This is a genomic window from Marinobacter sediminicola (genome assembly GCF_031157525.1).
In the GTDB taxonomy this organism is placed as follows: domain Bacteria; phylum Pseudomonadota; class Gammaproteobacteria; order Pseudomonadales; family Oleiphilaceae; genus Marinobacter; species Marinobacter sediminicola.
Window position 1 is genome coordinate 118,773 of sequence record NZ_JAVIXR010000008.1, and the last position, 15,571, is coordinate 134,343.

11 protein-coding genes are annotated in these 15,571 nt (G+C 53.5%); 8 read left to right on the forward strand and 3 right to left on the reverse strand.

Annotated elements, in window-relative coordinates; genetic code table 11:
• Positions 1-64: 64 nt before the first annotated feature.
• From RG807_RS12465 to RG807_RS12490, 6 genes are all read left to right on the forward strand, one after another.
• The gene (locus RG807_RS12465; RefSeq protein WP_309045166.1) at positions 65-1,075 is read left to right on the forward strand and encodes a putative solute-binding protein; all 1,011 of its coding nucleotides are present in this window, start codon (positions 65-67) and stop codon (positions 1,073-1,075) included.
• 15 nt (positions 1,076-1,090) lie between these two features.
• Positions 1,091-3,142: a TRAP transporter large permease subunit gene (locus tag RG807_RS12470; RefSeq protein WP_309045167.1), complete on the forward strand. Its 2,052-nt coding sequence runs from the start codon at positions 1,091-1,093 to the stop codon at positions 3,140-3,142.
• 83 nt (positions 3,143-3,225) lie between these two features.
• Positions 3,226-5,889 (forward strand): S8 family serine peptidase, encoded by a 2,664-nt coding sequence (locus tag RG807_RS12475; RefSeq protein WP_309045168.1) that lies wholly within the window; start codon positions 3,226-3,228, stop codon positions 5,887-5,889.
• 65 nt (positions 5,890-5,954) lie between these two features.
• Positions 5,955-6,404, forward strand: a complete 450-nt coding sequence (locus tag RG807_RS12480) for a protease complex subunit PrcB family protein (RefSeq protein ID WP_309045169.1) — start codon at positions 5,955-5,957, stop codon at positions 6,402-6,404.
• A gap of 101 nt (positions 6,405-6,505) precedes the next feature.
• Positions 6,506-8,401 (forward strand): DNA topoisomerase IV subunit B, encoded by a 1,896-nt coding sequence (gene parE / locus RG807_RS12485; protein ID WP_309045170.1) that lies wholly within the window; start codon positions 6,506-6,508, stop codon positions 8,399-8,401.
• A gap of 102 nt (positions 8,402-8,503) precedes the next feature.
• Entirely contained in the window at positions 8,504-10,282 is a 1,779-nt protein-coding gene (locus RG807_RS12490; RefSeq protein ID WP_309045171.1) for an SLC13 family permease, read from the forward strand.
• A 3-nt stretch (positions 10,283-10,285) separates the two neighbouring features.
• Here the strand turns inward: RG807_RS12490 and RG807_RS12495 are convergent, their stop codons facing one another.
• Positions 10,286-11,566 (reverse strand): EAL domain-containing protein, encoded by a 1,281-nt coding sequence (locus RG807_RS12495; RefSeq protein ID WP_309045172.1) that lies wholly within the window; start codon positions 11,564-11,566, stop codon positions 10,286-10,288.
• Between the two features lie 544 nt (positions 11,567-12,110).
• Here RG807_RS12495 and RG807_RS12500 point away from each other — a divergent pair.
• Positions 12,111-12,671 (forward strand): cytochrome b, encoded by a 561-nt coding sequence (locus tag RG807_RS12500; RefSeq protein WP_309045173.1) that lies wholly within the window; start codon positions 12,111-12,113, stop codon positions 12,669-12,671.
• Positions 12,672-12,726: 55 nt separating this feature from the next.
• Complete coding sequence (locus tag RG807_RS12505) at positions 12,727-13,308, forward strand: YceI family protein (RefSeq protein WP_309045174.1); 582 nt, start codon at positions 12,727-12,729, stop codon at positions 13,306-13,308.
• Positions 13,309-13,344: 36 nt separating this feature from the next.
• On the opposite strand, the gene RG807_RS12510 is transcribed toward RG807_RS12505, so the two are convergent.
• Both RG807_RS12510 and RG807_RS12515 read right to left on the reverse strand, forming a co-directional pair.
• A complete protein-coding gene (locus RG807_RS12510; RefSeq protein WP_309045175.1) occupies positions 13,345-14,982 on the reverse strand; it encodes a methyl-accepting chemotaxis protein in 1,638 nt (545 codons plus the stop codon).
• A 107-nt stretch (positions 14,983-15,089) separates the two neighbouring features.
• Complete coding sequence (locus tag RG807_RS12515; RefSeq protein WP_200202584.1) at positions 15,090-15,353, reverse strand: hypothetical protein; 264 nt, start codon at positions 15,351-15,353, stop codon at positions 15,090-15,092.
• Positions 15,354-15,571 lie beyond the last annotated feature (218 nt).

The window sequence follows — 15,571 nt, forward strand, 5'->3', positions numbered from 1 at the left end:
CCGGCGTCCATGGTCGGTCGCTTAATGAACTCACTATAAACACAACAATGAACCGGAGATTGTTATGATCCGCAGATCCCTCACCGCTCTTACTCTTGCTGCCATCGCACCCCTGGCATCGGCCCAAACCGTAAAAATGTGTGTTTTCGATGTGATTGGCGCGAACGGTGACATGTTTAATATGGTTAAGGACTATGCGCTTGAGATGAAGTCGCACGGTGTAGACTTTGATCTGAAACCCTACACCGATGAGGGTGTTGCTGTAGGCGATTTCAACGCTGGCCAGTGCGATGCCGTTGCCGCAACCGACCTGCGCACCCGTCCATTTAACGGTTTTACCGGAACCGTTAGTGCTGTTGGCGCACTCCCGACCTACGACGATCTCGAAACGCTTCTGGCGACACTGGCGCAAGCAAAAGCGGCACCGCTGATGAAACAGGATGGTTACGAGGTGCTAGGAATTGTCCCTGCCGGCGCCGGGTACTTGTTTGTTAACGACCGTAGCATGGATACCGCAAGCGCTCTGGCAGGCAAGCGAATGGCGACTCTGGACTACCAGAAAGACGCCATTCACATGGTGAACTACCTCAAGGCAACGGTTGTTCCTTCAGATATCACCAACTTTGCCGGCAAATTCAATAATGGCTCTGTTGATACAGCTTACGCACCTGCTTTTGCATACGAAGCACTTGAGCTATACAAAGGTATAGGCAGCAAGGGTGGCATTGTCGATTATCCCCTGGCGCAGCTGACGATCCAGGTTATTGCTCGTGAAGGTGTTCTGGACGATCAAACCGCTCAGGCGTCCCGACAGGTTGCCTGGGACATGTTCCCACAAGCTATGAACCTGATTAAAAAGCAGGAAGCGGCCATCCCTGAAGAAAAGTGGGTTCGTATTCCTGAAAAAGACATTCAGGGATATCAGGAAATGTTCCGCCAGAACCGGATTGAAATGCGCGACGGCTTGAATGGCGCGCCTGACGTGTACCACCCGAAAATGCTGGGTTTGCTGAGCAAAATTCGCTGCTCCAGTAATCCGTCTGCCTCGGAATGCACCTCGGAAAACCGGGAATAACAGGGCGGAATACGCATGAACTGGCAAGCGTTAACTGCCCCTGCTGTAAGAACTCTGTACCCCGTGCGGAAGATGCACGGGGCTATTCTTCTGTTGTTGCTGTTTGTTACCCTTTTGCTGGGAATGGGGAATTCTCTCCACTCCCGCCTGCTCTGGGTTGGCGAGCAGACATGGCCGAATTATTACTTGCTCAATCCAGATGCGATAGAGCCTTCATGTCGTATGGAAATGGATATTGAGGCAGAGGTCCGTAAGCGGGTAGACGCGTACAAGCCAGATCCCGACGACCTGTTCGATTCCCCGCCTAACCCGCAAGCCATTCGTACATCGCTGGAACGAAACCTTGCACTGTGTGCTGAGAAACATGCTGCTTACCAAAGTAATCTTGAGCATGCGACGCCTGCGCTGGGTGTGTTCAAAGCCTTTGAGGGCGGGCTGGCGACGTTTCTGCTGGATAATATCGAGCTGACGAAGTACCTGTTCATTGCGATTTTTGCGATGGCAGCGGCAATAGCAGCCATGGATGCCGATCATATAGCGCTTCGGCTGCCCAGAAACCGGTCCGAGTGGCGACTGAGCCAAGCTGTGCAGCTTATGGTCAATGGCATGATGGTGTTCTCCATGAATGCCTATCTGGGCCGGCTCGCCAGTTCGCCCGGGGCTGAATCTACGGTCATACTTCAGTATGCCTGGACGGTCGTGTTTGGCCTGTTCATGGTGATAAATACTCTGCGTTTTCTGAAGGTTCCCAAGCACGTAAGAGCGGGTGGGCTGGCGCTGTCTTCGGGTTTGGTTGTGCCGCTGTATTGCACCATGGGCCTGATTGCCATGGGCTACTTTTTCTTTGTAGATGGCTACGCTTCCGGGCTCGCGATCTACTTCGGCATGATGTCCAACCTGTCTTCGATGTTTATCAACATCGGGCTCTATGTTCTGGTGGGTATGGTTCTGAAGCAGACTCGTTTGCCAGAGTTGCTGTTGAACGTAATCAAGCCATACAACCTGCCGGCACCCATGTTGGCTTCCGTCATTATCTTTGCGACGGCTTTCCCGACCGCCTTTACCGGCGCATCCGGCATCTTCATTCTTGCCGTCGGTGGCGTGGTTTACGATGAGTTGCGCCGAGCCGGTGCAGGGCGGCAGTTGGCACTTGCGACGACCGCGATGTCGGGAAGCCTTGGTGTGGTGCTGAACCCGTGCTTGCTGATTGTCGTCGTTGCGGCTCTGAACAAGGAAGTTACCACCACGGAAATGTACGGCTGGGGCTTCTGGGTATTCATAATGTCAGCCTCGTTGTTCTCAATCATCGTATGCAAAACGGAAGGTAACTGGCGGCCACGTCCGGCTCCGGGTGCGTTCCGGGCATCGTTGCAACAGCTCAAACCCTTAATGCCCTATGTGGCCCTGGCTGTGGCTGTCATATTCGCTATCTATGTGGTCCTGGGGCTGTCGTTCAACGAGTACAGTGCGCCGATGATTCTGCCGTTGGTGATGCTTGCGCTCGTGTTCCTTGATGCCGATAGCAGCAGCCGTGAAGACAACGAATCTCGCGTACAGGCGTTCTGGGGGCGAAGCTGCGCAGCTGCCAGTGATTCGGCGGTGCACATTGGGGCTTTGCTGGCGCTGATTGGTTTCTCAATTTGCCTTGGGGGGATTCTTGAGCGGTCTGATATTGTTCACGCCCTGTTCCCGGAACACCTGACCAGCCCGTGGCTTGCCATGCTTGTGATTGTGCTTCTGTTGACGGTGATTGGCATGGTGATGGATCCTTTCGGCGCAGTCATACTGGTATCGGCAACCGTAGCCCAGCCAGCCATACAGTTGGGCATCGATCCATTGCACTTCTGGATTGTATGTCTGGTGGCGTTTGAGCTGGGCTATCTAAGCCCGCCAGTGGCGCTGAACCATCTGCTTACCCGACAGGTTGTGGGGGAGAGTGAAGTATTGGCAGCAGAGCGTGTTGGTTCTTTCTGGCATCGTTACGAGCGGTTGTTGTTGCCCGTAGCCGTCATGGGGCCAACGCTGCTACTGGTGGCCTTTGTGCCTATGCTGTTTTACGCCCTTTAAATAGAGTTGGTAACCCCCGTTCTGAATCCGAACTACAATGAGAGTGCGAGTATCTCATTAGATCGCGATTCGGAGCGGGCGTTATGGCGTATAGAACTAATCGGGTAGCTTCTGTCCTTGCAATCTCGCTGACATTGGGTGCCTGCGGCAGCTCATCGCCGCCTGATGAAAGTGGCGGTGGAGGCAGTGATGTTTTGCTACCCCCGGCCAGAATAGTTGTAGCCGGTTCCATCGATATTGAGGCCAATACCCGGGTTGACGCTGATACAGCGGACGGCCTTATTCTGGGTAGGCTCCCACTGACGGAGCCCCAGCTGCTTCCTGCTTCCTTCATACTCGCGGGATATGTCAGTTTTAAGGAAGATTCCCGTGGCACCAGCAGCCCTTTTGATGATTTCCCAAAGGATCCGGAAGACCACTTCCGGGTACCGTTCGAACCGGGTGAGCGTTTGTCCCTGCGCACCTTCAGCGAGGACGCTGACGGTCCCCTTGTAACACTGACATTGCGGCGCCTGGATGGGACAGAGCTGGAGTCGCAAACTACTGATCCGATTAACAAGCTACTTTCGGCCAGCGTTAGTCTGCCAGTAACCGAGACTCCAGGTGACTATATTGTGGTGGTGTCCGCCGGCGATTTTGACCCTCCGCCAGTCCGCTATGTACTTTCAAAAACAGCCGGTACTCAGTCTTTAGCGTTGAATCTTGATTGGCCTCGACATGCCTTTGTTCCGGGAAGAGCCATTGTCGCCATGGCTGGCCATGAAGGCACGCGCGTGTCCGCATCCAGCCAGGTCCCAGGTAATGCTGTCCGGTCGCTGGATCATCAGCATTGGCTGGTAGCTATGCCCGCCAATCGCCTGTCAAAGCAATCTGTAAACGAGCAGGATACCCTGGGCTGGATCGATACACTGAGACAACAACCCGGAGTTGTGAGTGCGACACCGGACTATCTCGTGTCGGCTCAAGGACCGCTTGATGAGCCGCTGTATCCGAAACAGTGGCATTACGATCTGATCAATATGCCCGCTGCCTGGCAGCTTGCTCCCGGCGGAGGGACAGGCATTAAAGTGGCGGTGCTGGATACCGGGCTGTTCAAAGGCGCTTCTGGCTGGCACCCGGATGTGGCAGCCAATGTGGTGGCCCCAGTCCCCGCCGGAGCTGATTTCGTGTCAGCAGAATTCGACAACGATGTTCCGCCAGGCCGGGATAACGACCCAAGGGATCCAGGCAACGCTGCGGGTAACAATGTGTTTCACGGGACTCATGTCGCAGGTACAGTTGTCGCCAGTGCCACGAACCAACTCGGTGGAACTGGTGTAGCCTTCGGCGCTGAACTCTTGCCAGTCAGGGTTCTGGGGGAAGGTGGTATCGGATCGTCCACTGACCTGATCGATGCGATCCGCTGGGTTGGCGCTAGCACACCGGTGAAGGCAGATATCATTAATTTAAGTCTCGGCGGTTTGCCGAAAATCCCAGCGTTGCAGAGTGCTATTGATGACGTCGTCGCCAATGGCGTGATTGTGGTGGCGGCAGCGGGTAATCAGGCAAGCTCTTCGCCGGCATACCCGGCTGCAGCGGAGGGCGTGTTTTCGGTAAGTGCAGTGGATGCGGGTGGCAGTCTTGCCAGCTATTCCAATTTTGGCTCCTGGATTGACCTCGCAGCGCCCGGGGGTGATGTGCGCAGGGACGCAAACCTCGATGGTTTGGCTGATCTGGTCATCAGCGCAAGCGCAAGCCTTGGGCCCGATGGGTTTGAGCCAGATTATACCGGCCTGCAGGGTACCTCCATGGCGGCCCCGCACGTTGCTGGTGTGTTTGCGCTCATGAAAAGCCTCAAACCTGATCTGAATGCCGGAACACTGGCTTCCTGGCTCGCCGCTGGCCAGCTCACCACGCCTGTTGCTGGAGGTCGGTCAGATGCGCTGGGGTATGGTGTAATTGACTCGGGCAAGGCAATATTGGCCGCCATCGAAAATCCTTCTGTTACCATTTTGTCCGCATCGCCTGCAGCAATCAGCTTGTCGTCGGAAACAAGGCCATTTCAGACCATTGAGTTGCAGGTGTTGGGTGACCAAACCAATAGTCTGGCCATCAATCCGGCCATTGCGAGCCCTGCATGGCTTGATGTGACTCTTTCTTCGGTCCCGCCGTTTTCAATTACTGTGGCGCTTGATGAGCAGGCACTCGAACCGGATGTTCCGGTGCGCACCAGACTGGAGGTGAACTACACAACCGATAGCGCGCGAGTTCTCGAAATTCCTGTGGTGGCTGAGCTGGTAACGGATGAAAGTGCACGCAACGCGGGCCGGCACTTCGTGTTACTGGTATATACGGAACCGAATGCGCAAGGTCAGCTTGAAGCGGCCGCTCAACTTTCCATGACGGCCATAAATGGAACGTATCAGTTTGGTTTTCGTCTGGATGATGGGCGGCAAGGCGCTAGTTTTGCGGATGTGCCTCCGGGCGATTACTATCTGGTAGCAGGTACAGACTTGGATAACGACGGTATCATTTGTCAATCAGGAGAGGCATGTGCAGAGTATCCGGTAACGGGCATGCGAGAAGTGATTACGGTCGATGAGAGTACCGACTTGACGGGTATCCGTATGGCAACAGGCTATTTTCGCCCGACTATTTCGGCTGCAACGCCTGATGTACTCCCCCGTCCCGGATTTACCGGTTACAAATTGAAAGAGCCACATTCGAATGATGTGGTTGCACCCAAAACAATCGGAGCTGAACGTTGATAGCAGTATGCAGAAAGGTAGGGTCAGGCGTGCCTGTGGTCATTTTGTTGGCCGGATATTTGTTGATGGCGGGCTGTGCATCTTCAGACGTTGTTGAAACCGAGCCCGGCGAGCTTTTGGCGCGACAGGTGATCCAGTCAGCTCATTGTGGCCTGAGCGGGCCCGGACTGGCTTATGTACAGACTCCCGAACGATTGCAACAGTTACTTGATCTACCGGCTCAGAATATAGCTGTTCAGCAGTTACGGCAGGTTGACCTTGAAAAAGAACATCTGCTGTTTGTCACCTTGGGTGAGAAACCAACCGGTGGTTACAGTGTTAGCCTGGTTTCGGCCAATGCTGAGAACACCAAGAGCCCTCTTCAGCTTTCCGTTGTCGTTCGCTCCCCGGCGCCGGGCACTATGACCACTCAGGTTATTACATCGGCCTGTGTGGTGGTGGCAGTTCCGGCGCATGATTGGCCGGAAATTCGGGTGTCAGGCATTCGGGACAAGGATCTGGTTTTAAATCCTTGAGGTTTCGTTTCCGGGTGCTAACTGCAATCAGCCGTTGATCTTTGGCTGTGAATCCATAAGCTAAGGACACGATTTTTTTCCTGCGGAGTCACGTCCATCCTATGAGTGAGCAACAATACAACGCCGATGCCATTGAAGTACTGAGCGGCCTGGATCCAGTGCGTAAGCGCCCTGGCATGTATACAGATACCAGTCGCCCCAATCACCTGGCCCAGGAAGTCATCGATAACAGTGTGGATGAAGCCCTGGCGGGGCATGCCCGCCGTATTGATGTAGTGCTTTATTCAGACGGATCCTTGAGTGTTGAAGACGATGGCCGAGGTATGCCAGTTGACCTTCACAAGGAAGAAGGACTCTCAGGGGTTGAGCTGATTCTCACCCGGCTCCACGCGGGCGGTAAGTTTTCTCAGGGTAACTACAACTTCTCCGGTGGTTTGCACGGCGTTGGGGTGTCGGTAGTTAACGCATTATCACGGCACCTTGAGATCAGCGTAAAACGTGATGGCCAACTCCACCACATGACGTTTGCCAATGGCGATAAGGCCACTGAGCTGGAAGTTATCGACACAGTTGGCAAGCGCAATACCGGTACGCGCATCAAATTCACGCCCGATGCCAAGTATTTCGACAGCCCGAATTTTTCTGTGAGCCGCCTGCGCCACAACCTGCGCGCGAAAGCGGTGCTTTGTCCTGGTCTGACAGTAACCTTTACGCAGGAAAAAACCGGCGAAAAAGATGAGTGGTTCTATGAAGAGGGGCTTCGTGATTATCTACGCTCTGCCTTGGTAGATGTAGAGGTGGTTCCTCTGGAACCCTTTATCGGGAGTTTTTCCAGCAAGAATGAAGCGGTTGACTGGGCCATTCAATGGCTTCCGGAAGGCGGCGAAGCGGTTATGGAAAGTTACGTAAACCTGATTCCAACTATTCAGGGGGGCACCCATGTAAACGGCCTGCGTACTGGTCTGCTCGAAGCTATGCGGGAGTTTTGTGAGTTCCGTAGCCTGTTGCCAAGAGGCGTTAAGCTTTCTCCTGAGGATATCTGGGAAAAAGCGGCTTATGTGCTTTCCTTTAAAATGCAGGAACCGCAGTTTTCGGGGCAGACCAAAGAGCGGTTGTCGTCGCGGGAGGCTGCAGGGTTCATTTCCGGTGTGGTAAAGGATGCCTTCAGCTTATGGCTGAACCAACATACTGATGTGGCTGAAGTGCTGGCGGAGCTGTTTATCAGCAATGCCCAGCGCAGGCTAAAGGCCAGCAAGAAGGTGGCCCGTAAAAGGGTAACTTCCGGCCCGGCTTTACCGGGAAAGCTGGCGGACTGCTCTGGTGGTGATACCGCTCGCTCTGAACTGTTTCTGGTTGAAGGGGATTCTGCTGGAGGCTCTGCAAAACAGGCCCGCGATCGTGAGTTTCAGGCGGTGATGCCTTTGCGCGGTAAAATCCTGAATACTTGGGAGGTGGATTCCAGCGAAATTCTGGCTTCCCAGGAGATCCACGATATTGCTGTCGCCATAGGCGTAGACCCCAACTCGGATCAGCTTGGCGGCCTGCGTTATAACAAAATCTGTATTCTTGCGGATGCCGACTCTGATGGTCTGCACATCGCAACCCTGTTGTGCGCGCTGTTCCTCAAGCATTTCAGGCCCGTTGTTGCTGCAGGCCATGTGTTTGTTGCCATGCCACCGCTTTACCGTGTGGATCTCGGTAAGGAAACCTTTTATGCCCTCGACGAGCATGAGAAACAAGGAATACTGGATCGTATTGAAGCCGAGAAGCGCAAAAGCAAAATTTCGGTCACCCGCTTTAAAGGACTGGGTGAAATGAACCCCTTGCAACTCCGCGAAACCACCATGGCGCCCGATACCCGTCGGCTGGTTATGCTGACCATTGAAGACGGCGACGACACAGACAGCCGGATGGATATGCTTCTGGGCAAGAAACGTGCGTCAGACCGAAGAGCCTGGCTGGAGGCATACGGCAATATGGCGGATGTCGGCGGCTAATTACCTTATATTCTATTTTAACCTATAAAAAGATGTAGTTATTCTTTTTAATTGATCTTCAGGCTCGTTATCCTGCCGGTTTTCTGATCGGGAAGAACCGTAATGGACTGGCAGGGATGGTTTGCGCTCGGCATGGCCGGCGCCGCGCTTGTACTTATGAGCTCAGGACGCTACGCGCCGCATCTGGTTCTGATGGTTGTGCTCATTGTGCTCAGTGCCAGTGGCATTATTTCGGCTGGCCAAGCCCTTTCGGGGTTTAGTAATACGGGTCTGATTACGGTGGTAGCTCTATTTGTAGTGGCCGCAGGTATTCATCATTCTGGCGGGGTTGATTTGCTGGTCAGGCACCTGCTCCGAAATCCCAAAACTGTTCGCTCAGCACAAGCGCGCATCACGCTGCCAGTTGCACTGTTGAGCGGCTTCCTCAACAACACCCCCGTTGTGGCCACCATGATACCGGCGGTTCATGCCTGGTCCCGGAAGATTGGTATCCCGCCGTCCAAGCTGATGATTCCGCTCAGCTACTCCGCCATCCTTGGTGGCACGCTGACCATGATTGGCACCAGCACCAACCTGGTTGTTAACGGCCAATACGAACAGCTCACCGGCGACGCCGGGCTGTCCATTTTCTCTATCACCGCGGTTGGCTTGCCTGTGGCGGTTCTGGGAATCGCCGCAATCTTGCTGTTCATGCCGCGGGCACTTCCAAATCGGGAAGACCGGCATAAATTTGGCTCCATGAGAGAGTTTACTCTGGAAGTGGCAGTAGCCATTGATGGACCATTAGTAGGCAAAACTGTTGGTGAAGCGGGCCTGAGAGAACTTGAGCGGCTCTACTTGGTTGAGATAGAGCGTGTTGGCAGCGTGGTGACGGCGGTGCCTTCTGAGGAGCGTCTGTGCGGAGGTGACCGACTCGTGTTTGCAGGGGATACCCAGGCAATCTCCGATCTGCTTCGAATTAACGGGATTGTACCTTCCGAACACGCGGATGAACCCAGTCTGAGTCAGCATCGTGCTGAGCGTTGCTTAATGGAGGCGGCTTTGTCTCCCCAGTCAGAGGTGCTGGGATTGACCATTCGGGATGCGCGGTTCCGGGAGCGTTACGGGGCGGTTGTTCTGGCGGTCGCTCGAGGCGGGGCACGCGTTGCAGGCAACCTTGGCAATATACGGCTCCGACCCGGCGATGTGCTGTTGCTGGAGGCCCGACCGGCGTTTGTAAGTCGTCAGCGTTACAACAAGGATTTTCTGCTTATTAATGATCTGGAAACTGAGGCGCCCAGGCACAACCGTGCCTGGCTGTCCTGGGGTATCCTGGTTGTGCTGGTGGGGTTGGCGGCCTGTGGTGTTCTCAGCATGCTGAACGCTGCTTTGCTGGGCGCTGCGCTGATGATTATGAGCGGATGTTGCTCTATAGGGCAGGCACAGAAGTCAGTGGACGTTCCGGTAGTGCTTACTATCGCTGCTTCCTTTGCGTTGGGTGCCGCATTGCAGGAGACAGGAGCGGCCACTTTCGTTGCAGGGGCTATTCTTGGCCTGAGTAAAGGGCATGTTCTGTTGGCTCTGTTCCTCGTCTATTGTTCCGTATCCGTGCTTACAGAGGTGATCACTAATAACGCGGCAGCTGTATTGGTCATTCCGGTAGTACTTTCAATGACCGGCACCATGGGGGTTCCGGCTGAGCCTTTTGTGATTGCGGTAATGATGGCAGCGTCGGCCAGTTTCGCCACACCGCTAGGGTATCAAACCAATATGATGGTGTTCGGCCCGGGGGGCTATCGTTTCGGCGACTTTGTTCGTGTCGGTTTGCCAATGAATGTGTTTGTTGGCCTGGCATCGGTGGCGGTGATTGCGATGGTGTATGGAATCAGCCCGGGTTGGTAGTCGCTACAGAGGGGCGTTTGCCAGAATGTCGCAGCAAAGCACCCGCTGTTTGTTGCGGTGGGTAAAACACAAGGACAATGTTACGCACATATAGGCGCCCGTTACACACAGGTAGGGGGTGGTAACGTGAAGCTTGCCAGGCTGAGCCAGCGCCTGCCGGAGATACTGCTGCCGGTACCAATCTGCCTTGCTGGTATTTTCCAGGGGCCTGAAGCGCGGGTCCAGCCCCCGGGTTCCGGTGTCAGATATCAGCGTATCTTCTAACTGAACCCCTTGGTCATCCGCAAGGTAACAGCGCGATACAGGGCTGTGATTCAACAGATCGTTGCACGCCTGGGCCATGGGGGTGTCAGCCTGCAGTAATTTAGTGACGTTCTGAAAGTCGTTCCAGAAGAAATCCGACAAATAGCGGGCCGGGTCCTGGGTGATTTGGTGTCTTGCTTTATAGTCTTGTAGCAGCTTATCGAAATCAGTGGGTGCATTTGAGAGGCTGGCCAGATCCATACTGGGCCGGCAGAAGTAAAATCCCTGAACAAAGTCCACGCCGGCATCGATGGCAATCATCGCCTGATCGTTGGTTTCAACACCTTCCAGCAAGACCAGACATCCTGACTGATGCAACAATGAAACAATGCCGTTCAGAATCTGTCGCGCCTTATGATCTTCAGTGGCCCGGGTTAGCAGTTTGCGATCCAGCTTCACTATGTCGGGTGACAAATTCCAGATGCGTTCAAAGTTTGAGTGTCCAGCACCGAAGTCGTCAATGGCTGTAAGGCAGCCAAGCTTTCGGTAATAGGCGACGGTTTCGCGCAGGCGGTCAGCGTCGTCGGTTGGCTGTTCAACAATCTCGATTACGATCCGGTGGGGTGGCAGCTTCGTCTTCGCCAGAAGGTTGCCGAAAAACGAATCTGTTTGGCTGCCGCTAGTGACAACCCGAGGAGAAACGTTCAGGAACAGCCAGTTGAGTTGATCTTCGATGCCGCTGTAATTCTGCATATGCAGGTATCGGCAGAGCCGGTCAAGTAGCAGGTTTTCCGCATCGGAAGAGGGTAGTTCGAACAGGTGTATTGGTAGAACGTTTGAAAGGTCCGGGTCCTGTGCCCGTATCAGTGCTTCGTAGCCAATGGTTCGCTTGTGTGAAATGCTGTAGATCGGCTGAAGGGCCGTTTTCAATATAAGGCCACGGAAGCACGCGGTCCAAGAGTCGCCGTCTCTTTGGAGCATCTGCGATATCAGATCAACCTCGGGATCCGTCAATGTTTCCGGGATGGTTGCTGGCTGCATAGTGTATTTCGAATCATTGAACGAATGCATCAAGTGCTGTTGCAAAACGCACTTGAACGATCACTGACCAGTGTTGGCTATGAACAGAAAAAGCCAGAGTAAACTGATAGTTGGAGGAGATTGCCAAAAAAAGCGCAGTATTACCACCGTTTCATGAATAAATCTGAAACAGGCTGTAAGCTTTGTGGAGTCATTGTTGTTGCAGGTGATTTTGGCGGCCCTTTAAAACAAGAGCCGCCGAATAATCAGTTGTTGCTAGGGATTACAACGGATTCGTCGAATTCGAGTTCCATGTCCTGTTCTCCATATTCAATGTGATCCCCCGCAGGGGCGTTCCAAGTATGAGGAAAGTGTACTCGATTCATGGAGTTCGACAATCCGTACAATCCGTATGCGACCAAAGTCAAGACTTTTTTCACGGCCGCGAAGGCATCATCAAAATATTTGATGATGGAGCGCAAAACATTCCGATTTCCTTTAAAGACGTGGCTTCTTATACTTTTAATCACAAACTGATAGCGTGGATAGGGAGGCCGTGGTTGCTATGCAAATAAGAAATACGTCTGCTGGTTATGGGTGGCTGGCTATTGTTGCCCACTGGGTTGTTGCTTTGGCGGTTTTGGGCTTGTTTGCTTTGGGCTTCTGGATGGTTGACCTGTCGTATTACGACGAGTGGTACCGGCGCGGTCCAGACATTCACCGCAGTGTCGGTATTCTGTTATTTGCACTGATGGTGTTCCGATTGCTTTGGCGGTTGGTTACCCCATCACCGGATTCGATTTCGGCGCACAAACGCTGGGAAGTTTTGAGTGCCCACGCAGCTCACGGCTTGTTGTATGTTCTGATTTTCGTAGCCATGGTGAGCGGCTATCTGATTTCAACCGCCGACGGTTCATCCATAAGCGTATTTGGCTGGTTTGAAGTGCCGTCGGTCACGGGCCAGATTAAAGGCCTTGAGGATACCGCAGGGTTGGTGCACTACTGGAGCACTTGGGCTTTGGTTGGGCTGGCCGCTTTGCACGCTGCTGGCGCCCTGAAACACCATTTCATGGATCGGGACGAAACCCTGCGCCGGATGTTGGTTCCGGCGCGACGGAATGATTGAATTTTTCGATGCTGCTCTGAGTTGGCGCATTTCTTTTTACTTAAAGGAGAATTTTATGAAGAAGTTACTGCTCGCATCTGCCGTTTCCATGGCTATGGTGGGAAGTGTTCAAGCAAGTGAAGCTAGTGGAACCTATGCTTTTGACAAAGAAGGTGCCCATCAGTTCATCACATTCAAAATCTCCCATCTTGGATACAGCTGGCTCTATGGCCGCTTCAACGATTTTGATGGTCAGTTCGTTTACGATGCAGAAAACCCCGAAAACAGCACGGTGAATGTAACTATCGATACTGCCAGCCTGGACTCCAACCATGCCGAGCGTGACAAGCACTTGCGCAGCAAAGACTTCCTGGACGTGAGTAAGTTTCCAGAAGCGAGCTTCACGAGTAAGCGAGTTAATGTTGATGAAGATGGCGAGGCGGATATTGTGGGTGATTTTACGCTGCACGGCGTAACCCGCGAGGTGACCTTGGAAGCGGAAATGTTGGGCCACGGAAAAGATCCCTGGGGCGGCTACCGCATGGGCTTTGAGGCAGAAACAGAATTGCGCCTTGAAGACTTTGGTATCCCTGCAAGCCTTGGCGAAGCCTCCGAGACTGTAGAGATTACTATCTCTATCGAAGGCGTTCGTCAGTAAGTTGTAGTCGTACTCCTGCCAAGGCAGGTTCCGGGGCTAAACCCGGAATCTGCCTGTTTGTTTCTCCAGCTCTCGTGCGTACCCGTCAAGTGATTGGCTGATGCCATCAATATCTTTTGATCTTGTCGCGCTTTCAGATGCCAGATCGTTGATTTCTGTGATGCTGCGGTTGATCTCGTCAACCACCTGGGTTTGCTCTTCGGTTGCTGAGGCAACGCTGGTGTTCATGTCGGTGATTCTGGTCATTGCTTCGAGGATAGCATTTAACTGATGCTCGGCTTCCGATGCCAGTTTTACGGTTTCTGTTGCTTCCCGGCTTCCGGTTTCCATCACTGACACGATATCGGCAACGCCGGTTTGCAGTGCCTCAATCATAGCCTGAATGTCCTCTGTGGATTGTTGCGTGCGCTTTGCCAGGGTGCGAACTTCATCTGCAACCACTGCAAATCCACGCCCCTGATCGCCCGCTCGGGCAGCCTCAATGGCTGCGTTCAAAGCCAGCAAGTTTGTCTGTTCCGCAATGCCCCGGATTACGTCGAGTACCGAGGCAATATTGTCGGAGTCATCGGAGAGTTTGCGAATAACATCTACCGCTTTGGTGATTTGCGCTGACAGGCGACGAACCTGATCTGAAGACTTTCGGATAATGTCTGCGCTGGTATTGCCTTTGTTCTCTGCCTCTCTTGTGACATCGGCAGCCAAAGAGGCATTGCCGGCCACCTCTTCTATAGCACTTTGCATTTCGTTTATGGCCGTCGCAACCATTGAAATGGCACCGGTTTGCTGGCTTACACCTTCATTGTTGTCGTTTGAGGCCTGACGCAGACTGTCTGCGCCCTGACTCAGTTCTATGGTCAGTTGTTGTATCGATGCCACCATGGACTGGAGGTTTTCCAGAACCTGATTGAAGCTCCTCGCCAAGGCGCCGAGATCGTCGTCCGTTTCGACAGGAATGCGGTGGGTCAGATCGCCTTCGCCTTGCGCGATGTTGTCCAGATGCTCCCTGAGCGTTGATATAGAGCGGATGATCATCCTCAGGACGACAATGAACAGCGCGATGCTGCCTGCAATTGCGATAACGGTAATTGTGAGAATTGCCACGGAGCTATTCTGGCCCTCATTCGATACAGCCAGTGCGCTTGCCTGAGCTTGATCATCTGCATGAGCACCGACTTGGTCAAAATAGTTGCGGAGGGCTTCGAAATGCCTGGTGGTTTCCGTTGCTGCAAGGCTTCTGGCTTTTTCCGGCTGGTCTTCTGCGGCCAGTTTGATGACGCTGCGTGCCGATTGCTCCCACTTCTTGAATGCAGTGTCAAAGCCCTGCTCAATGGCGGATACGCCCGTGCCTTCAAGTTGCTCCACGGTTTTCTCAAAACGCTCTCTGGCCTGGCCAGCATTTTCGTTAAACGCCGTAAGAAATCGGGAACCATCTTCGTTGTTGATTCTGGCGTCCACATACGACATTTGAGCCACCAGAGCCTGATAGAGGTCGCGATCTCCATTCAGGATGCGGCTAACGGAAGTCAGGTAGGTATCGGCTATTCGTTCCGTACCCGAGACGAGGTTGCGAGTGGTACTAACGCTAAATAACCCTATAAAAATAAGGGCAATAGCGGTGGTGGCGAAAGGGAGGGCGATTTTTGAGCGTAGCCCGAAGCGATTGCCGGTGGTCATAGTGAGCTCTTGTGTCTGCTGATGATTTATTCAAATCATAGCAGCGCTGAGCCGGGTGTCAGGGTTTAATTGAGATGCAGATTGGGATAGATCGAGCTTTCAGGGGGTCAGGCGTCGGAATGCAGGCTTTGGTGTGGGTTTGCTGGTGCTTCCTGGTCGGTGCTGCAAGAACGGCAAAGGTGGCGTTGACGCCAGAACTGAGCAGCAAAAATAACAAGTCCTATAAGCAGGCCAGCCCAAAGGTAGGGTGCAGGAACCTGAAAGCTGCCACTGATTGCAAACTCAACAAGGAGCATCAGTACAACGGCTAATGCCGCATTTACTATCGCCGTAGTCAGCGCTTGCCCGCAGGCCTTTAGATTGGGTTTCATAGTGTTCCGCTTGTTTGAAGGGAAAACGGTCTTCTATTCATCAGTGGTTAGGAGCATACGGTGCACCTTACAGACTCTCCATGCGGGAATTCCGCTATTGGAAGGGGCCATATAAGGCGCGCAAGAGCTGTTCTGGCCAATATATCTGCAGGTTGTTGGTGTATCAGCTCTGCGCTCCATATAATGTCCCACTGCACCGGCCCCGTGATTATTCCGGG

Bases quoted from the DNA above. Each gene is read 5' to 3' on its own strand.
- RG807_RS12470 (WP_309045167.1), top strand. From the start codon at position 1,091: ATGAACTGGCAAGCGTTAACTGCCCCTGCTGTAAGAACTCTGTACCCC.
- RG807_RS12500 (WP_309045173.1), top strand. From the start codon at position 12,111: ATGCAAATAAGAAATACGTCTGCTGGTTATGGGTGGCTGGCTATTGTT.
- RG807_RS12465 (WP_309045166.1), top strand. From the start codon at position 65: ATGATCCGCAGATCCCTCACCGCTCTTACTCTTGCTGCCATCGCACCC.
- RG807_RS12515 (WP_200202584.1), bottom strand. From the start codon at position 15,353: ATGAAACCCAATCTAAAGGCCTGCGGGCAAGCGCTGACTACGGCGATA.
- RG807_RS12490 (WP_309045171.1), top strand. From the start codon at position 8,504: ATGGACTGGCAGGGATGGTTTGCGCTCGGCATGGCCGGCGCCGCGCTT.
- RG807_RS12480 (WP_309045169.1), top strand. From the start codon at position 5,955: ATGGCGGGCTGTGCATCTTCAGACGTTGTTGAAACCGAGCCCGGCGAG.
- RG807_RS12510 (WP_309045175.1), bottom strand. From the start codon at position 14,982: ATGACCACCGGCAATCGCTTCGGGCTACGCTCAAAAATCGCCCTCCCT.
- parE (WP_309045170.1), top strand. From the start codon at position 6,506: ATGAGTGAGCAACAATACAACGCCGATGCCATTGAAGTACTGAGCGGC.
- RG807_RS12505 (WP_309045174.1), top strand. From the start codon at position 12,727: ATGAAGAAGTTACTGCTCGCATCTGCCGTTTCCATGGCTATGGTGGGA.
- RG807_RS12475 (WP_309045168.1), top strand. From the start codon at position 3,226: ATGGCGTATAGAACTAATCGGGTAGCTTCTGTCCTTGCAATCTCGCTG.
- RG807_RS12495 (WP_309045172.1), bottom strand. From the start codon at position 11,566: ATGCAGCCAGCAACCATCCCGGAAACATTGACGGATCCCGAGGTTGAT.